This window comes from Psychrobacter proteolyticus (assembly GCF_038155145.1).
GTDB lineage: Bacteria > Pseudomonadota > Gammaproteobacteria > Pseudomonadales > Moraxellaceae > Psychrobacter > Psychrobacter proteolyticus_B.
In genome coordinates this window covers 154326-176498 of record NZ_JBAKAY010000003.1, presented here as the reverse complement: position 1 = coordinate 176498, position 22173 = coordinate 154326, and the positions used below count along the sequence as shown (strand labels likewise).

Sequence of the window (22173 nt, the reverse complement as noted above, 5' to 3'; positions counted from 1 at the left end):
TATTTATAAATTACCTCAAGTCGTCAAGGCAATCAAATAAAGTAATGGTTAAGACTAGCTACTTTTAATTTAAAGGCATTACTGACTTGGGGACTTAGCTAAAGGGTCGATTAAGAATTATCCTTTTGGGTATCTAGAGATTGGAAAGGTATCTCCATTTTGTACTGCACATCACGTAACGCCGTACGTAGCCCCTCTAGTATCGTTGGATGATAAAAAGGGGTGTCGAGCATATCTTTAATACTCAGATCATTGGTAATCGCTGTAGCAAGTATATGACCGATATATTCAGCATCAGGGCCGACCATACTAGCGCCCAAAATTCTGTCTGTCTTTTTACAGCCATAGATATGTAGTAAGCCGCAGTTGACACCCATTACACGGCTACGTCCTTGATTATCAAAGCTCACACTACCGATAACAAATTCGAGTTCTGAATCTTTTTGAATTTCTGGTAGCGACAGACCAACATTGACGATTTGCGGTGAGCAAAATACGATAGAAAACGGAGTCGCAGGTGGGCGAATATAGGCCGCCTCTGTATTTTCGCAGACCATGCTACCTGCACTATAGCCTTCATCGCTAGCCACATGCAGTAACGGAATATTAGCATTGGCATCACCAACGATATAGACGTTTAAGTCGCCAATCTGACCTGTTTTTTTACTTAAATCTTTTGGACGGTTCTTATCGTCTAGCTCGACACCTAAGTTTTCGACACCTAGCTGCTTAATATTGTTACGACGACCAGTAGCAACTAAGACGTACTCGCCTTGCCATTGCTGAGACTCACCAGCACTATCTTCATATTTGATAAACGCACTTTTATTACCTTCATCTGCTTTTGTTCCTACATCGGTAATTTCGCTGCCTAGATGCATGGTCAATTCATGACTTAAGCAATCCATGGCTTTATTATTAATATCATCGTCTTTTAGACCAGCCACTTGTTTGGCACGGTTTAGCAGCGTGACTTCTACACCCAAGCGTGTAAACGCTTGTGCAAGCTCTAGGCCAATAGCACCAGCACCGACAACAGCCATCGTTTTTGGTAAGTCTTCAAGTTCAAAGACACTATCAGAAGTGAGCATGGTATCACTAAGCTTATCCGCCCACCCATCAGGAATAAATGGCGAGCTACCGGTGGCGACAATGATTTGCTCAGCAGCAATCAGCTCATCATTGACCTCGATTAGCCCTTGCTCATTAATACGAGCACGACCGTCGATTTTCTTATGATCAGGCCAGCTGTCTACTTGCTTTTTAATGTAGCTAGCAAAATGACTGCGTTCGTCACGTACACGTTCCATGACTCGTTTGCCATCGATTTGCGCGGTCGCATGGATACCAAATTCAGCAGAATGATTGGCATCATGTGCGCGATCAGCAGCTGCAATTAATAGCTTACTAGGCATACAGCCGACCGCAATACAGGTCGTGGTCCAAAACCCTTCATTAATAATGACCACGTCATCTTTGATTTTACTTGCTTGGCGAAAAGCGTTTTGACCTGCGGTACCCGCGCCGATAATAGCGACAGATACTTTACGCGTGACTTCTTTCGGCGTATCGTCGGTGGTCGTGTCAGATTGTTTATTCATATTATTCTCTAATAGGGGCAAGGTTACATTCAATAATAGACTGAATGCTTGGCTTATATTTTTTTATTCGGTTTTTATCGTTCTTATGATCAATACTGATTTAACTATAACGTCAATAATACTGACTTAATTACAGAACCAGTGATTACGGCGCCAATATAGTCAGTAAGCGACTGGTATAGTCTTTGGCACGTAGGTTGCGCTGGGCATGAGTCAGCTCGCTGTTTTTGTTGAATACAAATGCCGAACGTACAAGGCCTAGCGTAACTTTGCCGTACATATTTTTTTCTTTGATAACGTCAAAATACTGGCATAGCTTTTCATCAGCGTCACTGATAAGTGGAATCTGCAAGTCATATTTGTCAATAAACTTTTCATGAGATTCAACGCTATCACGAGAGACGCCAATAATATCGTAGCCCAATTCATCGAAGTCATGAAGGTGCGAGGTAAACTCTGTTGCCTGTGTGGTGCAGCCTGGCGTGTTGTCTTTGGGATAAAAATAAAGGATAAGGCCCTTATCGGTATTGGCGACCATTTCTTTTAGATTGATTTCATCATGAATAAAGTTGCCAGCAAGCTTGCGTACTATGGTTACTGGAAAATCAGGTAGGTGAATGGTTTCTGTCGTTGGCTTGGCCATTGTAAAATCCTTATTAGTTTTAGTTATGTGTATTGGCTTGATGATGGTTCTATTTATAGTGTTCTTATTATAGGCAGATTAGTAGAAATAAATAATCAGTTTTACACTTTGCCCATTCATTGGCAACAAAAAAGACTGGCAATAGCCAGTCTTTTGTACATCAAACGATTAAATATTAAGCAGGTTTTTGTGGCTTCTTCAAATCCAAGCCAACGGTGCACTGCTGCAAATCTTTTTGCATCGCTTTCACATATGGCAGATTAGAAGGGTCTTTCTTATCTTGTGCGTAGCTTTCGATTTCCCACATTTGACCGATAGTCATGTTGCTGCGCACACCAATAGTACAGTTACATAGTTTGGTTGCGTTGCTTTTGTCAGCGACTTTGTATTTGACTGCGCCATTGACACATGAATTGATATTGTCTTGCTTAATGTCAGCAGCGTTAGCTTGTGGCATGGCAAACAGGGCCGCTAAGGCTAGGGGTAGTACTGGCAACAACTTCATAAATTTCCTCTTACGGGTAGCGTCAATTTTTTATCTTTTGCTCAATGCAAAGTCAACTCATCAATATATGAGTGACCGATATCGTCATGTACATCTTTCGATAAATATAATCGTTCATACGATAGCAAGTATGTCGATTAGAATACAAGAACGACGTGCTGTGTTAATGCAAGCGAATGTTGCGCGAATGTTGATGGGTATCATCATGCCACGCAGCGTTTAGCGTTAATACATAGTCGGTCTTATATGATTTGGGTATAAGATAGGCGAGTAGACGTAATACAAGTAGTAGACTAAGCGCGCCTTGTACCGTACCCAACTTATATAGGACCGACTAAAATTAATTAAGACTGATAATGAGTAGGGTCGGTTACGCCAGCTTGGGCAAAGCCCTGACGACGCAGTGCGCAGCTATCACAAACACCGCAAGCAAGACCATTGGCATCTGCACGATAACAAGAAATCGTCTGGCCGTAATCGACACCTAATGACAGACCAAGCTCAATAGTTTGGGCTTTTGATAATTGCTGCAATGGCGTTTGAATCGATAAGCGATGACCAGTAACGCCCGCTTTTGTCGCGAGATTGGCCATATGTTCAAAGGCAGCTATATACTCTGGGCGACAATCAGGATAGCCAGAGTAGTCAACTGAGCTGACACCGATGACGATATGATTGGCATCAGCGACTTCGGCGACTGCTAACGCGTATGATAAGAAGATAGTATTACGCGCAGGCACGTAGGTATTAGGGATAGCGTCGTTATCGATTTCGTCGCGTTTTTTGCTAGGGAATTTGTCCGAATCACCATCTGGCACGATCATACTGTGGTCTGTTAATGATGAACCACCCAGTTGTGCGATATCAATATCGATGATTCTATGATTGACGCCTGCTGTCTCAGCGATGGTCTTTGCGGCCACAAGTTCACTATTATGACGCTGACCATAGTTAAAGCTGACTGCTGTCACTGATGCATAGCGCGCTTTTGCCCAATATAAGCAAGTCACCGAATCGAGACCGCCAGATAAAAGGACAACCGCATTTTGGCTTTTGGTAAGAGCAGCTAAGTCAGCATCTGATACTTGATTGGGGGTGTTTTGCAAAGTAACGTTAGTCATAGTGATATCTATTATTGGTTTACGAAAACGGCTATTTTAGCAAAAATACGTCTACTACAGAACCACGAAGCGACCAATCACCCGTCACTAAGCTACCAAAGCCAATTTAAACAGCATCGTAATAAAATAAAGTCGGTATTACTGTCATCTTTTCAATCTGTTAGCAATATTTGTTATAATCGCAGCTTTTAAAGTATCAGTCACATGACGCCGGTGATAATGCTTTAAAAGCCTTATCGCAAATCGCTTTATAGTAAAATCACCCTTATAAAGATATTGAGTAACCTATGACCGCAGCAACCTTATTTACGCCAAATATTCCTTCTCAAGCTGATGACGTATCGGATGCAACGAGCTTTGATAGTCAGGCTTTGGACACCGATACTGATAGTAGAGAGTACGATGACGTCTCTGAAGATGGCAGTGATGAGGACATGATTGACGAGCAGTGTGCCGATGCGCAAGCACCTACCGAATCAGCGTACTTTCGTAAACTACAAAAGAAGCTGCGTCGCCAAGTCTCTTGGGCAATCCGCGATTTTAATATGATCGAAGATGGTGATGTGGTAATGGTCTGTGTTTCGGGTGGTAAAGACAGCTATACCTTACTCGATATTTTATTGCTACTAAAACGCATTGCACCGATTCATTTTGATATCGTCGCGGTGAATCTTGATCAAAAGCAGCCAGGCTATCCGGAAGACATCTTACCTGCGTATCTAAACGAGCAGGGCATCGCCCACTATATTTTAGAAAAAGACACATATAGCATCGTCAAAAGCGTGGTGCCAGAAGGAAAGACTTACTGCTCGGCGTGCTCACGTCTGCGCCGCGGCTCATTATATGGCTTTGCTAAACAAATTGGCGCGACTAAGATTGCCCTTGGCCATCACCGTGACGATATGCTGGCGACCTTCTTTTTGAACTTATTCCATGGTGGTGCGCTCAAATCCATGCCGCCCAAACTGCTGAGTGATGACAAGCAAAATATGCTGATTCGTCCATTGGCCTATGTCGAAGAAAAAGACATCATTGAATATGCCAAATTAAAAGAATTCCCAATCATTCCTTGTAACCTATGTGGTAGCCAGACCAATCTACAACGCGCCATCATCAACGATATGCTGCGTGAATGGGATGACGCTCACCCGCAGCGTTTGGCTTCGATCTTTAAGGCCATGCAAAACGTCGCGCCATCACAATTAGCAGATCGTGAATTGTTTGATTTTGAAACACTCACTCTTGATCGTGATAATGATGAGCGTTTATTTGAAGGCGACAATATTCAAGCTGGGCAGACGGATAGTTTGGCTGAGATTGGTTTACCTATATCGCCAAGGACGCAAACGTTCAATCCTAAGTTCGCTAGTGACAAGCCTTATTCAACAGAGACGGATAAAGCCGCGCAAAATGAGCGTAAAGCACAGAAAATTCCAACTATCAACCCAGTGATTTAGTGGTTTATGGATTAAGGCTATATTAGATAGTACCTATTAATTAGTGATATATTAAATAGCTCAAAAAAAACCAGCCGATCTCTGACGAGCGGCTGGTTTTTTTATGTCTGGATGCTACTAACAGCACTAACTCTTAGCAAAAACTGGTAGTGGGTCAAAGCTGACCTTTGAGCGAGGCAGTTTTGCGACATCTTGCATACGCCAATCATCTTTACCGTCGTTGCTAACCTGTAGGTAATACTTGGCTTTCACAGGATCAATATCGACTTGTGCGCTGTATTTATTGCCCTCAACATGCTTAAGGACAACATCGCGGTCTTTTTTGATATCCGTTGCATGAGAAATAGAAAGTTCTAACGTATCAGGATAGGTAAGTGGTGTGCCGTTTAGCAGCTTGCCTGACTGGACGCTTTGCTCAGGGTAGTTGAGATAAAACACAATATCACCATTTTCTGCAAACTGCATCTGTCCATGCAAGTCTAAGTCATACGTGAGCTTGTCACGAGACACATCGTGATAGAGCGTTTTGCCATCCATATACCAGTCGTCACGTACCACGCTATCACGGATCTGGTAAGAGTAATAAACAAACCAAATACAAGCGATCACGACCGCAGCAGGCATGCCAATCACAAAGATAACGACCATGTAATTTTTATACCATGGCTGCTTGTCTTGATGTTTAAAGTTCGGTGCTGGAGTAGACATAAAATACCTATGCATCAGATACGCAATCAATAGATAGCTGTTCATTAGACATCTAAAAATGGTATCAACGGATAATTTGGCGGCTAAGCGCTACCAGTTTAATGGTAAAACATTTATTCGATAGTCTTTAGCTAGAATAGTTATTTAACTACTTGCCCTAACTACAGACGACCGAATGACATACATGAAATTAAATAACGGGTATATTAATTGTTTACTGACCTTGGGTTGTAAAGATATTTTGCTTACTTACCTTGTACTTACCATTTTCGCTGCTCACATTTAGCGTGACAGGTGTTTGGCCAAACTCGATCACATCAGGATCGCCATAAATACTCACTGGCATATCAAAGCTTTCGCCTGCTTCTAGTGGCACATCGTTAAAACGCAGCTCTAAGCTCAGTCCCTCTTGCGGTGCAAGCGTTATCGTGTAGGTATGAGCATCCTGTGTCTTATTGGTTAGCTTGACGATATAGCTGTTTTCGATCATGCCTTGATTGTTGATAGACGATAACTGATTGCGGTCACGGCGGATATCAATTTCCAAGGGCACGCGATCGGTTAACGCATATATCACACCGCCACATAGTACGGCTAATAATGTCAAATAAGCAAATAGTCGTGGGCGCAGTACGCGGCTTGGCTCTTTTTCTGCTAGCTGACGTTCGGTCGTATAACGAATCAGGCCACGCGGATAGCCGACCTTGTCCATCACTTCGTTACAGGCATCGATACAAGCCGCACACTGAATACAAGCAACTTGCAGACCATCACGAATATCTATACCAGTAGGGCAGACCTGCACACACATGGTGCATTCAATGCAGTCGCCTAAGTGCTCTGGGTTTGTGCCTTTTTTACGGGCACCGCGCGGCTCACCGCGTTCATAATCATAAGATACGATTAATGTGTCTTTATCAAACATCACACTTTGAAAGCGGCCATAGGGGCAAATCTGTACACACATCTGCTCACGCATGTAGCCTGCATTGGCATAAGTAGCAAAGGTAAAGATAAACATTGAGACCCATACCCACGTTGGCCAGTCAGGGAATGGAATTACTCCTATGGACTGCCAGCTGTGATATAGAGAATCTGTACCTGCTACATAACTAACAAAGGTCGCTGCTGTAATCACAGAAAGCAAAAACCAAATTGAATATACCACCGTGCGCTTGAACACTTTGCTCGCACTTAACGGTGCTTTATCAAACTTGATGCGTTTATTACGATCGCCAATCACCCATTTTTCAACATATTGGTATAGATGCGTCCATATCGTTTGAGGACAAGCATAACCACACCAAACGCGCCCTGCATATACCGTCACCATAAACAGCGTAAACGCGGCGATAATGGCAAATGCAGCAATAAAGTAAAAATCTTGCGTCAAAAACGTCATGCCAAAAATATAGTAATGCTGCGATGGCACATCAAACCATATTGCTTGTCTATCATTATAGCGCAGCCATGGCAAAAGTAAAAAAGCCGCCAAAAGAGCATACATCGTGATGACACGAATATTTTGATAAAAACCTGTGACAAACCTCGGATGCACACGATGCTTGGTTGCATCAAGATCGACTTGCTGTACAGGAATTTTATTGGATTGTTGTGCTGACATAAACGTGCCTCTTTAAAAAAAGAATCAGTCTGCTGGCATGATGAACAAACACCTCTAGCGTCGAGGTATATGAGTGTATGATGTTATCAATGTCAGTAAATAGCGAATAAAAAATTCGATAAAAAACTTTCTAATCTGCTTACCAAATGATCGATTATAAATATAGTTGGTCCAACATAATCTTGATACAAGCAAAGGTACTACAAGTAGTAGGCTAAACAAGCCTGTATCTGATTTATGCGAAATTGACTATCGTGTTATGTGATTGAGTCAGAGCGATATAAAGCCGTGACCAATAGACTATTTTAAAAAATAGCTATTCTAACATTCTCCCTACTAATAATGGGGTAATAATCGTAAAAAGCAATGAGTATATGAGAACGGTTTCTAGTATTTATAGCCGCTCATCATTGTCATTTCTAAATGAAAATCAATACCGCTATACGCAAAAGGGAGAACTGCAATAACAGTTCTCCCTTCATTAAATCTTGTCCATATTTAGTACAGTAACAACGTCTTAGTTAGCAGTTGCTTCTTCAGTTGCTATAGGCTGAGTAGCAGCAGTAACTGGTGCTGCTTCAGGTGATTTGCCTGTTTTATCTGATAGTGAGTAGATATAAGCAGCAAGTAGCATGATACGCTCATTACCTAGCTTGGTTTCCCACTGAGGCATAACGCCAGCACGGCCATAACGTAATGTATTACGTACAGTCTCACGCTCACCGCCATATAACCAGATATTGTCAGTCAAGTTCGGTGCACCTGCTGAAATCATACCTTTACCGCTTTCAGAGTGACATAGTGCACACTGCTGCTTAAAGATAGCTTCGCCTTGATTAACCAAAGTTTGATCAAGTTCACCGTTACTCTTACTACCGTTATTTGGAGATAGTGACAATACATACTCAGAAGCTGCACGAACACCGTCTTCGCCGATCTGATCGCGCCAAGCAGGCATGCCGCCGATACGACCATTGTGTAGCGTAGTCAGAATGTTGCTAGCTTCGCCGCCGTATAACCAATCATTATCGGTTAGGTTAGGGTAGCCTGTCGCACCTTTAGCGTTAGAGCCATGACATACAGAACAGTTCTGTAAGAACAAGCGGCTACCAACTTTTAAAGCATTTGGATTTTCAGACAGTTTTTCGACATAAGGAGCAAGTTCTGCAACTTTTTCGTCAATTTTAGTCTGTAGATCTGCTGGCGGGTTTTCGCTACGACGCATGGTCGCTTGTAACTCGTTTAGCGTACCAAGTGTCGCAGTCGCACCTGCAGCGTCTGCTTTTACCAAAATGCTTTTTTCAAAGTTATCAGTAAATACTTTGTTGTTGCTTTCAAGCTCACTGAACAACTCGTTTTTAGAGGTCCACGGTACAGTCTCACCGTCAACTTCTACGGTGGCGATACCTTTCCAATGTGCTGGGAACATAGCTGGAAAGAATACCCAGTACGCCACACCCCAAACGATTGAACCAAAAAATATCACCAACCACCATTTAGGAAGTGCTTTGTCGTATTCTCGGATACCATCGTATTCATGACCAGTGGTACCGTCTTCCTCAACGTCTGGTTTGTATTTTAGTACAAACAGCAGAACGCCAAGAATAAAAAGCCAGCAACCGAAACTGATTAGCGTGATCCAAGAACTCCAAAAAAATGTCATCATTTATCCTTATTGCGCTGCTCTTCAGACAGAGATTTTATATCCTCGTCATCAAGCGCAAGTTGTGCATCTTCTTCGAAGCGTTTTTTGTTTTTTGGCGAATACGCCCACCATGCAACGCCTACGAAGGCAATAAAGGCAGAAACGGTCGCAATTGTTTGTAATTCACCAATACCCATTAGCGCTGTCCTTCCATTGCGGTACCTAACTGCTGTAGATAGGCGACCAAAGCGTCAAGCTCAGTAGCGCCAAGCACTGCATCTGGAGCGCCTTCAATGTCTTCTTCAGTATAAGGAACACCGAAGCGATCGCGGAATAGACGCATTTTAGCTTGAATGTTTTCGCCATCTACTTCGTTAGTCGCCAACCAAGGGAAACCTGGCATAACTGATTCAGGCACTAGCGAACGTGGATTGATCAAATGTTGCTTTTGCCAATCTTCAGAATAACGGCCACCAACACGTGCTAAATCTGGTCCAGTACGTTTCGATCCCCATAAGAATGGATGATCCCACGTCGACTCAGCGGCACGTGAATATGGTCCATAACGTTCAACTTCTGCACGTAATGGGCGAACCATTTGAGTATGACAAACGTGACATCCTTCACGGATATAAATATCACGACCTTCAAATTCAAGCGCTGTCCAAGGCTCCATAGCGGGAAGGGGAGCGTTCACCCCACCTTCTTCAGGACCCTTGTTGTCATAGATCAATGGCACGATTTCAACTAGCGTTGCAAAACTAATAGCAATCACGATACCAATGACTAACAAGCCTGTATTTTTTTCAATAATTTCATGCGGTGTACCAGCCATGATCGCTCCTTATACGTTAGCTGTCGAAGGTTTTTCGACACTAGGTTCATGATCCGTTGGATCAGCGACATCTACAGGCTTACCTTCTGGCATTTTGAGTGTTTTATAGCAGTTATAAGCCATTACAAACATACCCGATACATATAAGAAGCCACCAAATGCACGGCCAATATATGGGAAATGCGAGAATTCAACAGTATCAACGAAGCTATATACCAAAGTACCGTCTGGGTTAGTAGCAAGCCACATCATGCCTTGGCCAATACCTGAGATCCACATAGACACGATATAGAAGATCGTTCCTGCAGTCGCTAGCCAGAAATGCGTGGTGATTAAGCTGATAGAGTACATCTTCGGTTTGTTATAAATACGTGGTAACAGTACGTATAGCGAACCAATAGTAATCATACCAACCCAGCCAAGTGCGCCTGAGTGTACGTGACCAACTGTCCAGTCAGTGTTATGCGATAGCGCATTCACTGTTTTGATAGACATCATTGGGCCTTCGAACGTCGACATCGCGTAGAACGACAATGCAACAATCATAAAGCGAATGATCGGATCGGTACGCAGCTTATCCCAACTACCTGATAGCGTTAGTACACCGTTAATCATACCACCCCAAGATGGTGCGAATAGGATGATTGAGAAGACCATAGCAAGAGACTGCGTCCAATCAGGAAGCGCTGAATAATGCAAATGGTGACCACCAGCCCACATATATGAAGCAATCAATGCCCAAAAGTGAACGATAGACAAACGATAAGAATAGATAGGACGGCCAATCTGTACAGGAACGAAATAATACATCATTCCAAGGAAGGCTGCCGTTAAGTAAAAGCCTACCGCGTTATGCCCGTACCACCACTGCACCATCGCATCAGTTGCACCGCCAAATAGCGAGTAAGATTTGAACGCACTAACAGGAATCGCCATGCTGTTTACGATGTGTAGTAGTGCAATCGTAATGATGAAGGCGGCAAAGAACCAGTTAGCCACATAAATATGTGAGGTTTTACGTTTGATGAGTGTACCGAAAAATACGATGGCATAAGAAATCCATACCAAGGCAATTAAGATATCGATAGGCCACTCAAGCTCAGCGTATTCTTTACTTGAAGTCAAACCTAGAGGAAGCGTGATGACGGCAGCAACAATGACTGCCTGCCAACCCCAAAAGGTGAACCAAGCTAAGTACGGCGCAAATAAGCGCGTTTTACAGGTACGCTGAACGATGTAGTAAGACGTTGCGAACAGGGCAGAGCCACCGAACGCAAAAATCACCGCATTGGTATGCAGTGGTCTTAAATGACTAAAGGTCAGCCATGGAATGTCAAAGTTGAGTGCTGGCCATGCTAACTGTGAAGCAATGAACACACCAAGACTCATGCCGACGATGCCCCAAACGACAGCCATGATCGTAAAAAATCTTACGACAGTAATTTCATACTCACGGTCAACTGGGGCGACTGCTGTGTTTTGTAAACTCATTGGATGATTCCTTTACAGCCCGAATTATCAACAGAATTAACCAACAATCTATGCTGTCTGCACTATAAATACTCTCAAATTCATATTTATACTGGTGCCAACACATGTTGTTTTTTGACTTATTTAGCGCTATGACGTCATTAACTATCGATTCAGGCCCTTGCTGTCTATCAGTTAATACTAATAAATAGAAATAGGCACTTCATGCACCTTACTCAAGGTCAATCGATAGTAGGATTGTTAATAGATCATCAAGGTAAATAAGAAGACGCGCCGTTTTGAGCATCAAACATCTCATAAGGCTAAATATGTATCTTAATTATTACGAAAAAATCTGTACTAATGAAGATAGATACCCATATCTATAGGGCTATTAAAACGCATTGACCATAGATGTATGCTAGCGGCGGCTGACAAAAAACACGATTATGTAATGTTTGGTTAAAACTCCCGACTCTGTTTAAGGGTATTGTAACGCAATCCTAATTAAATATCATCAGAACTATGCGCCAAAATACAAACTCTTTGGTATAAATGTTAGCGAGCAACTTATTATTGCTGTGCTACTCCTCTATTTTATACACAATTTTGTCACTATTCTAGATGCTCATTTTGATTGAATAGGGGAAGCGCTCGCTAGATATAAGCGTAGGCTTGGAAAGAAGTTTTGTAACAATAACATTGCTGAGCCGATAAATAGGTTTTACTTCTTATCAAGTCGCCCTTTATAATGAGGCTGAACGTCATTAATGGCTATGTATTGCATAGGTCTATTGATAGCAATCATTTTAATAATTCTAATAGTTAGGCCGATAGTGCCTTGAGTAGTATTAGCCTGACAGAATATCAATTAAGGATAATATAATATGGCAGTTTTTTTGACAGATGAATGGTTTGAGCAAGTAGAAAAAATGGGCAACGAAGCAGGTGAGTTAAACTTACCGCCAGTACTTGCCAATATGGTCGTCAATCTAAAAGTGGCTGAAGCTGATAAAACTATCGAAGCCAATTTTGCAAATGGTTTGTTGCATCGCGGCTTAAACGATAATGCAACGACGACGCTGCTATTAGATCGCGATATCCTACAGTCTATCATCACTGATTTTGATACCAATCAAATCATGGGTGCATTTATGAGCGGTAAAATCCGCGTCGAAGGCGATATGTCACAGCTAATGGCAGTACAGACTGCACGTCCAAGTGCAGAGCAAAAAGAGCTATACACTCGCATCAAATCAATGACGACAATGGCTTAATCGCATATTGATACGAATTTTACGCTACGTTTTTGCGTTGTAAATCAGTAAGACACAAAAAAGCCCCTAATTCATATTAGGGGCTTTTTTATTGGGTAATTACATAAGTAACAGCATGAAAGCTGTAGAAAGTCTTTCAAACAGCCTAGCTAGCTTTTGATTGCTGCGTCGCATTTGATTGGTTTTCTTTGTATATTGCTGCTTGCAGCCATACGTTTGCTTGGACGTAGTCATGTACTTTGATGCTATTGATTTCAGCAGTGTTGAGCGCACCAATACGCACTACAAAAGGATCTGCATCCTGCTCACGTAGCGTCACCACGTCAAACAATATGATAGATTTACCATTAAATACGGTTTCTTGCTTGCCAAGTACTTGACCCTGACACCAAGCTTCATCTTCTTGTCCTAGCGTATCGCCAAACAAGTAAGCACACATATGGCCTAAATTGATCTCGACAGGTGCCATTTGTTCTTTGGTTTCAGGTTTCCATTCGCTGATTTGCTCTTGTAGGTCATCAGGGATTTTTCCATCATTTGCTGCCACGATGTCGTTAAATGCACGGTGATAACGGATAGACTCTTGGTCTTCGACCATGATGACTTCGTTTTGCTCGCTTAGCTTAATTTCATGCGCCCAAGCACTAAAGTTGACATAGTAAGAGGTGTCGCGTTGATAGAGATGGCGATTGGTCGTATAGAGTTGATCAAACGCATAAATGATACTGCCATCAGCAGTACGTAAGCGCAACACTGCATCGTGCGAGTTGTCATTGGCGATGACACGCTCAATTTTGCAGTTCAATCCGTAAGGACTATCGACACAAGGATAGGCATTGATAAAGCATTCTGGCTTACCATCTTTCATCGCGAGCACTTGATTAATATGGCATGGCTGATCTTCTGATAAAAGCAGGCAGCTGTCTTTTGCACTAACGTTGTTGTTCAGGCCTTTAGGCATCGCGGCGACTTCGATCATTTTTTGTAGCCATTCAGGCACATCATGACTCATATCATCGGTCAGAATACGCCAGTGATCGGCATGACCTGCAGACTGCTCATCGGTCAACGTGATCTTGGTAGGAGATTGAATGTTTTTGTATTGATAATTTATGGTCATGAAAATACTCAAAATTAAGTCAGCGTGAGGTTTGTATCTAATACTGTGTTTGCTTGTGTACCATCCAACATTTTAAATGATTGGTTTATGATGATCAGCGATATTATCAGTAAATAGCGAGTAAACCTCAATGAGGGGTTAATGACAATTGTCTTTAGCATATAATATATAGGTATTGGTACAGCTAATAGCAAGCCCCCTATAAAAAATAATAACAAAACCCAGTTTTTTGGTAAAAAATACTCTCAGTTGTTGCTAATGACTGGCACATATCAGCTAGTTTGTGTCAAACTAGCTCCCTTTTGACAGCTGTTATTGGCTCGTCTGACACCCTGTTTTTGTGTTTGATTTATATGTGAGTAGTAGCAACTGTATGATGCATTTACTACTGCTCGTTATGCAACCTATATAAAGTCGCACGTAGATAAGATAAAGAGTTTGAATATGTTTCGTCCTTTAGCGTTATTTATCGGCTTACGATATACCCGAGCAGAACGTAGTAATGGCTTTATCTCCTTTATATCACTCATCTCGATGATTGGTCTGACGCTTGGGGTTGCCGTATTGATTACGGTGCTATCAGTGATGAACGGCTTTGACCGTGAACTGAAAACCCGTATTTTGGGAATGGTACCGCAGGCTACTGTGGTCTCATCAGAAATTATTGGCGACTGGGAACAGCTGGCCGATAAAATCAAAGAAGACCCAGAAGTGGCAGCTGTGGCACCATTTATTCAACTGCAAGGGATGCTGACATCAAATGGTCAGGTCGCAGGTATCATGGTGACAGGCGTCGAACCTGAATACGAAAAAAACGTCTCTATCATCAATGAGCACATGATTGAAGGTAGTATTGACACCCTGAAAAGCGGTGACTTCAGTATCGTGTTGGGCGAGGAGATGGTGCAGTCCTTGGGTCTGCAAATAGGGGATAAAGTCACGCTAGTATTACCAGAAGCGTCGCCATCACCAGCAGGCGTGATACCACGATTTAAGCGATTTACTCTGACAGGCATCTTTACGATCAGCCCAGAAGTAGACAGTCTCATGGCGTTTATCCCGATGGGAGATGCGGCAAAGTTACTGCGTTTGCCAGAAGGCGCGCAGGGCGTACGCATGAAGCTTAACGATATCTTTACTGCGCCGATAGCTGCGGAAAAAGCGGCTGCTATCGCACCTGAGAAGCTATATCCAAACGACTGGACACAAACTCATGGCAATCTGTTTGGGGCAATTCAAATGGAAAAAGCCATGGTCGGCCTATTACTATTTTTGATCATCTTAGTTGCCGCTTTTAACATTGTCTCAAGTCTGGTCATGCTAGTGACCGATAAAAAAGCAGATATTGCAATCTTAAAAACCTTTGGTGCGTCTCCTCGTTTGATTACGCAAGTCTTTATGGTCCAAGGTGTGGTTATCGGGGTTATCGGTACTATCGCTGGTACGATACTGGGTGTGATATTTGCGCTTACGGTCAGCGATATTTTAGGCTTTATTAACCAAGCCTTTGGTCTGAATCTATTTGATGCGTATTTTGTCAATTATTTGCCATCGCAGTTGCGCTTGTTAGATGTGGTATTAATCACAGGTGCATCGTTTGTACTGAGCTTTTTGGCTACGATTTATCCAGCGCGCCGAGCGGCCAAGATTCAGCCTGCTCAAACGCTACGCTATGAGTAATCGCAAACGCCTAAGTGTTGAAATAAATACCGAAATAAATAAAATAAAGGAAGCGCTATGTCTGCCATTTTAGAGGCGACCAATATCAATAAGATATATGATGAAGGCGCGGTTAGTACGCAAGTATTGACTGGTCTTGATCTGACTGTTCATGCGGGTGAGCGCATCGCTATCGTTGGAACCAGTGGTTCAGGTAAAAGTACGTTGCTACATTTGCTTGGTGGTCTAGATACGCCAACCAGTGGTGAGGTTTGGTTGCATGGTCAGTTATTAAATAGCATGAATGAAACTGAGCGCGGTGCAATGCGAAATAAGCATTTGGGCTTTATTTATCAGTTTCACCATCTATTGGCAGAGTTTACAGCAATCGAAAACGTAGCCATGCCATTGCTGATGCGTCCAGAAGTATCAACGACTGATGCTCGTAAGCAGGCAGTTGAGATTCTAGAAAGTGTCGGTCTTGAGCATCGTTTGATGCATAGACCAGGTGAGCTATCAGGTGGCGAGCGTCAACGTGTAGCGATTGCACGCGCGCTAGTGACTAAGCCATCGCTTATTTTGGCGGACGAGCCAACAGGTAACTTGGACTATGACAATGCACAAAGCGTTTTTGGTCTATTGTCAGAGCTACAAAGCACTATGCAAACCGCGTTACTTATGGTGACGCATGATCGCAATTTGGCGGCGCTTGCTGACCGTCAGTTGTTGCTACGCAATGGGCATTGGGAACAGTATTAATAATTTTTATATTAGGTCGAAAAACTGACCGAAACGCCATTTATTGGCGTCTGTCATGGATGTGCTGGCTATCATATTGAAAAGTTATTGTTGTATTATTAAGAAAATATATCATAGAAACTAGCGATTAAGCGGTTGTGAGCCAGCCGCCTTATCTATTTTATAAGGATGCGTAAAATGCGTGAAGATGATAATCCAATTGCGGCTTTTGGCAGTGCAGAAGAAGGTGATGAGCCGTTAAAGCCTTATATCGATCCAACTTTATTTGAAACGCTCGATAGACAGGCGCAAACCGAGCTACTGACACCTGTATTTGATGCCATTACTTTGGCTGGGGTTGATTACGACCTGAAAGTCCAAGATAGCGCGACAGGTAAGCGTTATACGCTCTGTAAAAATGATGAAGTCATTGAGATCGTGCCGATGGATAGCAATTTCACTGACAAAGTTTTGGATGCTATAGAGAACAGTAAAGAAGAATAAGCTTTGCTAGCTTAGTTTAGCTAGGGCGTAAGCGTTATAGCCATATAACAAAGATAAATTGCCTTATCGTTTATCAGATTCGTCAGAAGGTTTTTGCTGACGTTTCTGCCAACTAGCCACGGTTTTATAACGCCAAATGGCCTTAAATGCCAATCCGCAAATAAGACTGGTGACCACAGCTAAAATCGTTAGCCCGATACAAAATGCAGCAAGCGATACTGTACCGCGATAAGTAATGAATGGATTGGCACCGTTTGATAATGCCCATAAGCTAAAATCAGCAATCATTCTACCGATGAATCGCAAGCTAATTACAGGTGCATCAATGATTTTTGCACCGATATAGTATCCAGCATAAAAGATGGGCAAGCTAGTGACTGGGTTGGTAATCCACGTCAAACCAAGCGCCATAGGGACATTGGCACGAAAAATAAGCGAGCCAATAAGTGCCAGCAACATCTGTCCTGGCAGTGGAAAAAATGCACTTAGTACACCGATATATACGGCCTTATTTAGGCTGTGTCGATTAAAATGCCATAACCTTGGATCAGCCAAGTGCGGTGCAAACAGCTTTAAAGTGCGACTTTCTAAGATTTTCTCTGGTGTAGGAAGTAGGTCTTTTAGACGTTTTTGGGGCACAGGATCGCCTTTAATCATTAACTACAGTCTACTCAATGGTATTGAGAAGCTGGTATAAAGTAATATATGGTGAGTAGGATAAAGGTTAGAACACACAGAATGGTGGTGTCAGATAGTTACCACCTAATACGTTGCCTCAGTATAGGGTAATATAAATATAAATGCTATTGCATCGCGTATCATTTGCTATAGTAAACAACTATATTTGGCCGAATAATATTTAAGTCATCAAGCAAGGAGTGCTGGTGTACTGGTTGATTGGTAGCCTCATAACTATAGTTATGATGGGCGTCTTGGCAGTCGCAGATAATGTGATATTGCCAACTGACTTGTCTTTGCTAGATATGATTGATCCATCCAATCTGTCTTTGGCGCTGACTATATTTGCCACGATTCTGCTGGCATTTGCTCAATTCAACATACCCTCGATAGACAGCCACAGCGCTGATAACAACACCTCTAACAACGTATCTTGTCATACTAAACTTCCTTTCCGAATTATTAGATACTTAGTCTTAGCTTTGTTAGCGACTGCATTAGTGATAGGCAGTGCACTGCAAGCTTTGGTTACTCATCAACAAGCAGAAACCACTGAAATAACTGCTCCGATACGAGTACAAGCATTCGTGCGTATCGAAGGGTTGAGCGACAGTGTTTATGATGCCGATACAGACAGCGGTTATCGCCAAGTAGCGGTGATAACGAACATCACTCCGTTAGTCGCTGAGCTAACGCCCCAAGAGTTAGCAACTAAAACATCTAATTATTTAAAGGTTGATAAAAATAGCCTAAGTAGCAGTTACTATGTTAATTCTAATGAAGTTAGTCTCAAAGTTAGCGAACACCGAGTCCTACTTAACGCCTATCCAAAAAAGGCTGCAAATGATAGCCAGTTTGCAGCCTTAAACGATTTGCAGCCCGGTGATGAGATATTCATGAGCCTAGCACTGGCGCCGCTGGCTACTTCTGAACAAGCAGTCAATAACCCTACTGGCTTTGACAGTTATCGCTGGTTACGAGGTCGGCATATTGATGGCGTTGCAAATATTTTGGCCGTTAGCCCTACATTGGTAAACAGTAACGAAATTAGCAATGAAATCAGCGATAGAAAACGTCTCAAGCAGTCGCTAGAATTTGATTCATATCTTCAGCGCTTTCGTACTCGTATTGATCAAGGGCGTTGGCGATTACGACAGCATTTCTATCAAGACTGGTCAGCACAAACGACAGCAGAGCAACAAGCAAAAGCCGTGACATTAAGTCTGCTCACGGGTGATCGTAGCTTGATTAATCGTGATACTAAGGACTTATATCAACTGGCGGGTATCTCACATCTGCTCGCTATTTCAGGCACGCACGTACTGTTTTTAGCTATTGTATTGGCAGGTATAGTTGTACTGCTGTTTGATCGTAATTATTCAGCGATTTATCGTCGTATTCCGCGTTGGCAAGTGCGCTGGTGGGTAATGATTGGTGCCGCTTTTATTTATGCGCTATTTACTGGTTTTGACGTGCCTGCTGCTCGTACGGCTTGGATGTTATTAGCGATTGGATTCGTCAGATTGATATTGCTTCCTATCAGTACGATGCGCGTGCTATTGGCATTGGCTATATTGATGGCTTGGCGTGACCCTTACGTATTATGGCAGGCGGGATACTGGCTATCTTTTATCGCAGTGGCGTTATTACTCAAGTATGACGATAAGTCGTATCAGCATCAGACTACTGCTGTAACGAATTTATACGATGATAAGCCACATACTCATATCAATAACGCGCTATCTAACCGTGTTTGGCGAATGGTCAAGCGTGTGTTTAAATTACAGTTTTGGCTGTTTCTTACTTTATTACCCGTTACGTTGCTTTTATTTGGTAAGGTGTCGTTATGGGGGCTCTTTATCAACTTATTTGCCATTGGGCTATTTGGTTGGGTGATTGTACCGCTCAATTTATTAGCAGGGCTGTGTTACCTTTTAGTGCCAAGTATTGCTGATATTCTTTGGGTAATTATTAGTACGATAGTCGGTCATCTACATGATTTAATGATTTGGCTGACGTCATGGCCAGCGCTATCGGATGCGTGGCTCTATACACCAGTTAATATCGCGATACTATCGATGGCTTTGCTAAGTGCATTGCCTTGGCTGTTGCCACGAGGTTTACTCAGCCGTTGGTTGATGTTACCACCATTAACGTTGCTGATGATGACGGTGTATGCCAATCAGCAGTCACTGGTAACTGTACCTACCCTATATATTCTACCAACGGGTGATTCGTATATAACGGCAGCATTGCTACAATATCCTACTGTCAATGAAGACAGTACCAATTGGTTGTTCTTAGCTGACCATAGACCAGCCTCTACACGAACGATGCCGAGCAGCCTGACAGCAGACAAGTTATCTGAAAATTTAAAGCAGCAATTGGGCAATTTATCTGTCGATAAGTTAGAGAGTATTGTCGTACAGAGCAGCAGTATTAGCCTGACTGATACGTTAATTCCTGACAATAAGAATATTGCTAATACCAAAAATTATGAATTACTGCCGATGACCGTTGCGCAATTAAACGAGCAGTTGTCCATTAGCCAATATTGGCAAGCAGGGCGCTCTGATCGTTGGTCTGCATTTCAGCAAGACTATAAAACAATTAGGCAATCTGAAGATACGCCCACTATCAGTGCCCAACGTTGTGAGCAAGGCAGAATATGGCAGTCGGCCAACGATGAGTTGTCAGTACAGGCCATCACTGGTTGGACCAAGATAGGTGACACTAGCGTTTGGGATTGTACGATTGCTCTTGATACTAATCTGCCTATACGCGTTCTGAGATACAATGCGGCAGACCCACTCAATTCGTTACCTGTCAATTCACCTGTTAGCCCTCAAGTACAAGTAGCATCTAACAAGTTAACTGGCAAACAGTCAGAGTCCCAGTCACGTCTGATTTTAAATGCTGATACTCATCAACGCGTTTGGCAACTGTGGTCATTACTATGTTCAGTTGAATCGAATAATGATGACATGCTATTCAGAAATACACGGTGGCTTGGTCATAGTGCCTCGCAAATTACAGGCGATATCATAAGTCGTCAGAGAGTTGATGAAGTTATAACCTATAATAATAAGACCTTAGAAGCTGCATTATCGCTAAATAACATTGATAGCTTTCCCAATGCCGAAACTACTAGCCCTCAAAAATAAGGCTTATATTATCAGCGTTACAATATAGTGATATTTCACAGTTATACTATTGAACCATTATCGAAATACCACCATACTTAGCAGCCTATTAATACAGGTAACTGACTATTAATATAGGTCACAGATATGGTGAGACAGTATCAGGTATACATCACCGCTTTAGCTGTATTTCTCGACAACCTCATTTTATTGTTTTAGATTGTTTCTAACTTAGGAAGTTATATGCCCAACTGGCCACCAGACCCTAACAAACGTCCTGATAACTCGGCAAATCAGCCAACGCAACTGCAGCAACCAAGCCCGCCAAGTGGACAAGAATGGAAGGTGCTGGAAAACACGTTATTAGCGAGTGTGGTTGAGCAGCGCCGCGCTCGTCGCTGGAGTATCTTTTTTAAACTACTGACCTTTGGTTATATCTTATTGATATTTTTGACCCTTGGTCGTGGTTGCAGTAGTGCGCCAACAGGTATGGACGCAGTCGATACTAGCGATCCACATTTGGCAGTGGTTGAGCTGCAAGGTGTTATCAGTAATGATGATGTGGCCAATGCGTATGATGTCAATGAAGCATTGAGAGACGCTTTTGCAAACAGTAACTCAAAAGCAGTGGCCTTAGATATCAACTCACCTGGCGGTTCACCAGTACAGTCTGATGAGATTTGGCAGACCATGATGGACTTACGCCAAGAATACCCAGACAAAAAGCTTTATGCGGTGATTGGTGATATCGGTGCGTCAGGTGCTTATTATATTGCGTCTGCTGCAGATGAGATTTATGTTAATCCATCAAGTTTGGTCGGCTCTATCGGCGTCATCATGCCAAGCTACAATGTTAAAGGTTTGATGGACAAAGTTGGCGTAGAAGATCGTACGATTACGGCTGGTGAGTATAAAGATATCTTAAGTTTATCTCGTCCGTTGACTGATTATGAAGAAAATCATGTCGAAAAAGTACTAGCAAACACGCATAAGCATTTCATCAACGCTGTCAAAGAAGGTCGCGGCGACCGTCTGAAGAATCCTGAGCAAAACAAACTGTTCTCGGGGTTATTCTGGACAGGTGAGCAGTCTATTGAGCTAGGTTTGGCAGACAAAACAGGTAGTATCACAAGTCTAAGTAAGCAACTTGACCTTGATACGATCATTAGCTATAGCCCAACCGATCCGTTCCAAATGTTTATGGACCGTTTTGCAGTGAAGTTAGGTGCAGGTATTGGCTCTAGCGTTAGTCTCGACGTATTGCCACAAGAAAGCAACACTGGGCAGATGCGTTAAGCGTTTTATGTTTTAGATATAATGTGTATGATTGTTAAGGCTGAGCATATATTTGTGCTCAGCCTTAATTGTATGCAATACCAAATAAAAAACCTTGGCCTAAGTGATAGCCTGATTAAATTAGCTATACAACTATAACCATCAAACAC

Annotated in this window: 19 protein-coding genes; 7 read left to right on the top strand and 12 right to left on the bottom strand. The window is 42.6% G+C overall.

Translation table 11 applies throughout. From position 1 onward, the window contains the following. Nucleotides 1-110: 110 nt before the first annotated feature. The 4 genes from V6252_RS05080 to queC all read right to left on the bottom strand — a co-directional run bounded on the left by V6252_RS05080 (nucleotide 111) and on the right by queC (nucleotide 3870). Nucleotides 111-1601 carry a dihydrolipoyl dehydrogenase gene (locus V6252_RS05080; RefSeq protein ID WP_341609599.1) on the bottom strand — a complete coding sequence of 497 codons (1491 nt, stop codon included), beginning with the start codon at nucleotides 1599-1601 and terminating at the stop codon, nucleotides 111-113. 145 nt (nucleotides 1602-1746) lie between these two features. Beyond that, nucleotides 1747-2244 (bottom strand): peroxiredoxin, encoded by a 498-nt coding sequence (locus V6252_RS05075; protein WP_160020998.1) that lies wholly within the window; start codon nucleotides 2242-2244, stop codon nucleotides 1747-1749. A 175-nt stretch (nucleotides 2245-2419) separates the two neighbouring features. Next, nucleotides 2420-2749 carry a hypothetical protein gene (locus V6252_RS05070; protein WP_057760815.1) on the bottom strand — a complete coding sequence of 110 codons (330 nt, stop codon included), beginning with the start codon at nucleotides 2747-2749 and terminating at the stop codon, nucleotides 2420-2422. A gap of 344 nt (nucleotides 2750-3093) precedes the next feature. Continuing rightward, complete coding sequence (gene queC / locus V6252_RS05065) at nucleotides 3094-3870, bottom strand: 7-cyano-7-deazaguanine synthase QueC (RefSeq protein ID WP_101205716.1); 777 nt, start codon at nucleotides 3868-3870, stop codon at nucleotides 3094-3096. A gap of 434 nt (nucleotides 3871-4304) precedes the next feature. Between queC and ttcA the strand changes: the two genes are divergently transcribed. Next, nucleotides 4305-5327 (top strand): tRNA 2-thiocytidine(32) synthetase TtcA, encoded by a 1023-nt coding sequence (gene ttcA, locus V6252_RS05060; protein ID WP_341609732.1) that lies wholly within the window; start codon nucleotides 4305-4307, stop codon nucleotides 5325-5327. Between the two features lie 126 nt (nucleotides 5328-5453). Here the strand turns inward: ttcA and V6252_RS05055 are convergent, their stop codons facing one another. The 6 genes from V6252_RS05055 to ccoN all read right to left on the bottom strand — a co-directional run bounded on the left by V6252_RS05055 (nucleotide 5454) and on the right by ccoN (nucleotide 11630). Beyond that, nucleotides 5454-6035: a FixH family protein gene (locus tag V6252_RS05055; protein ID WP_057760810.1), complete on the bottom strand. Its 582-nt coding sequence runs from the start codon at nucleotides 6033-6035 to the stop codon at nucleotides 5454-5456. A gap of 214 nt (nucleotides 6036-6249) precedes the next feature. Beyond that, complete coding sequence (gene ccoG, locus V6252_RS05050; RefSeq protein WP_341609595.1) at nucleotides 6250-7659, bottom strand: cytochrome c oxidase accessory protein CcoG; 1410 nt, start codon at nucleotides 7657-7659, stop codon at nucleotides 6250-6252. Between the two features lie 517 nt (nucleotides 7660-8176). Then, nucleotides 8177-9322 (bottom strand): c-type cytochrome, encoded by a 1146-nt coding sequence (locus V6252_RS05045; protein ID WP_341609593.1) that lies wholly within the window; start codon nucleotides 9320-9322, stop codon nucleotides 8177-8179. After that, the gene (locus tag V6252_RS05040) at nucleotides 9322-9501 is read right to left on the bottom strand and encodes a CcoQ/FixQ family Cbb3-type cytochrome c oxidase assembly chaperone (protein WP_057760804.1); all 180 of its coding nucleotides are present in this window, start codon (nucleotides 9499-9501) and stop codon (nucleotides 9322-9324) included. The genes V6252_RS05045 and V6252_RS05040 overlap by 1 nt, the downstream gene beginning before the upstream one ends. Further along, nucleotides 9501-10139 carry a cytochrome-c oxidase, cbb3-type subunit II gene (ccoO, locus tag V6252_RS05035; protein WP_057760802.1) on the bottom strand — a complete coding sequence of 213 codons (639 nt, stop codon included), beginning with the start codon at nucleotides 10137-10139 and terminating at the stop codon, nucleotides 9501-9503. Before ccoO ends, V6252_RS05040 begins: the two co-directional genes overlap by 1 nt. 9 nt (nucleotides 10140-10148) lie before the next feature. Next, nucleotides 10149-11630: a cytochrome-c oxidase, cbb3-type subunit I gene (gene ccoN, locus V6252_RS05030; RefSeq protein ID WP_201567458.1), complete on the bottom strand. Its 1482-nt coding sequence runs from the start codon at nucleotides 11628-11630 to the stop codon at nucleotides 10149-10151. Between the two features lie 866 nt (nucleotides 11631-12496). Between ccoN and V6252_RS05025 the strand changes: the two genes are divergently transcribed. After that, nucleotides 12497-12886: an SCP2 sterol-binding domain-containing protein gene (locus V6252_RS05025; RefSeq protein WP_057760797.1), complete on the top strand. Its 390-nt coding sequence runs from the start codon at nucleotides 12497-12499 to the stop codon at nucleotides 12884-12886. Nucleotides 12887-13031: 145 nt separating this feature from the next. On the opposite strand, the gene V6252_RS05020 is transcribed toward V6252_RS05025, so the two are convergent. Next, nucleotides 13032-14006, bottom strand: coding sequence for a hypothetical protein (locus V6252_RS05020; protein ID WP_191113885.1), 975 nt, complete (start codon nucleotides 14004-14006; stop codon nucleotides 13032-13034). Nucleotides 14007-14450: 444 nt separating this feature from the next. Here V6252_RS05020 and V6252_RS05015 point away from each other — a divergent pair, with 444 nt between their 5' ends. The 3 genes from V6252_RS05015 to V6252_RS05005 all read left to right on the top strand — a co-directional run bounded on the left by V6252_RS05015 (nucleotide 14451) and on the right by V6252_RS05005 (nucleotide 16907). Then, on the top strand, nucleotides 14451-15686 hold the full coding sequence (locus V6252_RS05015; RefSeq protein ID WP_191113884.1) for a lipoprotein-releasing ABC transporter permease subunit: 1236 nt from the start codon (nucleotides 14451-14453) through the stop codon (nucleotides 15684-15686). Between the two features lie 57 nt (nucleotides 15687-15743). Beyond that, on the top strand, nucleotides 15744-16424 hold the full coding sequence (lolD, locus tag V6252_RS05010; RefSeq protein WP_341609587.1) for a lipoprotein-releasing ABC transporter ATP-binding protein LolD: 681 nt from the start codon (nucleotides 15744-15746) through the stop codon (nucleotides 16422-16424). A gap of 177 nt (nucleotides 16425-16601) precedes the next feature. After that, nucleotides 16602-16907, top strand: coding sequence for a hypothetical protein (locus V6252_RS05005; RefSeq protein WP_341609585.1), 306 nt, complete (start codon nucleotides 16602-16604; stop codon nucleotides 16905-16907). A gap of 63 nt (nucleotides 16908-16970) precedes the next feature. Here the strand turns inward: V6252_RS05005 and V6252_RS05000 are convergent, their stop codons facing one another. Continuing rightward, nucleotides 16971-17546: a DUF2062 domain-containing protein gene (locus V6252_RS05000; protein ID WP_227526559.1), complete on the bottom strand. Its 576-nt coding sequence runs from the start codon at nucleotides 17544-17546 to the stop codon at nucleotides 16971-16973. 245 nt (nucleotides 17547-17791) lie between these two features. Here V6252_RS05000 and V6252_RS04995 point away from each other — a divergent pair, with 245 nt between their 5' ends. Both V6252_RS04995 and sppA read left to right on the top strand, forming a co-directional pair. Next, complete coding sequence (locus tag V6252_RS04995) at nucleotides 17792-20749, top strand: ComEC/Rec2 family competence protein (protein ID WP_341609584.1); 2958 nt, start codon at nucleotides 17792-17794, stop codon at nucleotides 20747-20749. Between the two features lie 222 nt (nucleotides 20750-20971). Further along, nucleotides 20972-22024 (top strand): signal peptide peptidase SppA, encoded by a 1053-nt coding sequence (gene sppA / locus V6252_RS04990; RefSeq protein WP_201547820.1) that lies wholly within the window; start codon nucleotides 20972-20974, stop codon nucleotides 22022-22024. The last annotated feature ends 149 nt before the right edge of the window (nucleotides 22025-22173 follow it).

Coding starts and splice junctions, on each gene's coding strand:
- V6252_RS05070 (WP_057760815.1), bottom strand. CDS start 2,749: ATGAAGTTGTTGCCAGTACTACCCCTAGCCTTAGCGGCCCTGTTTGCC.
- ccoO (WP_057760802.1), bottom strand. CDS start 10,139: ATGGCTGGTACACCGCATGAAATTATTGAAAAAAATACAGGCTTGTTA.
- V6252_RS05025 (WP_057760797.1), top strand. CDS start 12,497: ATGGCAGTTTTTTTGACAGATGAATGGTTTGAGCAAGTAGAAAAAATG.
- queC (WP_101205716.1), bottom strand. CDS start 3,870: ATGACTAACGTTACTTTGCAAAACACCCCCAATCAAGTATCAGATGCT.
- V6252_RS05005 (WP_341609585.1), top strand. CDS start 16,602: ATGCGTGAAGATGATAATCCAATTGCGGCTTTTGGCAGTGCAGAAGAA.
- V6252_RS05020 (WP_191113885.1), bottom strand. CDS start 14,006: ATGACCATAAATTATCAATACAAAAACATTCAATCTCCTACCAAGATC.
- ccoG (WP_341609595.1), bottom strand. CDS start 7,659: ATGTCAGCACAACAATCCAATAAAATTCCTGTACAGCAAGTCGATCTT.
- V6252_RS05055 (WP_057760810.1), bottom strand. CDS start 6,035: ATGTCTACTCCAGCACCGAACTTTAAACATCAAGACAAGCAGCCATGG.
- ccoN (WP_201567458.1), bottom strand. CDS start 11,630: ATGAGTTTACAAAACACAGCAGTCGCCCCAGTTGACCGTGAGTATGAA.
- lolD (WP_341609587.1), top strand. CDS start 15,744: ATGTCTGCCATTTTAGAGGCGACCAATATCAATAAGATATATGATGAA.
- sppA (WP_201547820.1), top strand. CDS start 20,972: ATGCCCAACTGGCCACCAGACCCTAACAAACGTCCTGATAACTCGGCA.
- V6252_RS05075 (WP_160020998.1), bottom strand. CDS start 2,244: ATGGCCAAGCCAACGACAGAAACCATTCACCTACCTGATTTTCCAGTA.
- V6252_RS05045 (WP_341609593.1), bottom strand. CDS start 9,322: ATGACATTTTTTTGGAGTTCTTGGATCACGCTAATCAGTTTCGGTTGC.
- V6252_RS05080 (WP_341609599.1), bottom strand. CDS start 1,601: ATGAATAAACAATCTGACACGACCACCGACGATACGCCGAAAGAAGTC.
- ttcA (WP_341609732.1), top strand. CDS start 4,305: ATGATTGACGAGCAGTGTGCCGATGCGCAAGCACCTACCGAATCAGCG.
- V6252_RS05015 (WP_191113884.1), top strand. CDS start 14,451: ATGTTTCGTCCTTTAGCGTTATTTATCGGCTTACGATATACCCGAGCA.
- V6252_RS05040 (WP_057760804.1), bottom strand. CDS start 9,501: ATGGGTATTGGTGAATTACAAACAATTGCGACCGTTTCTGCCTTTATT.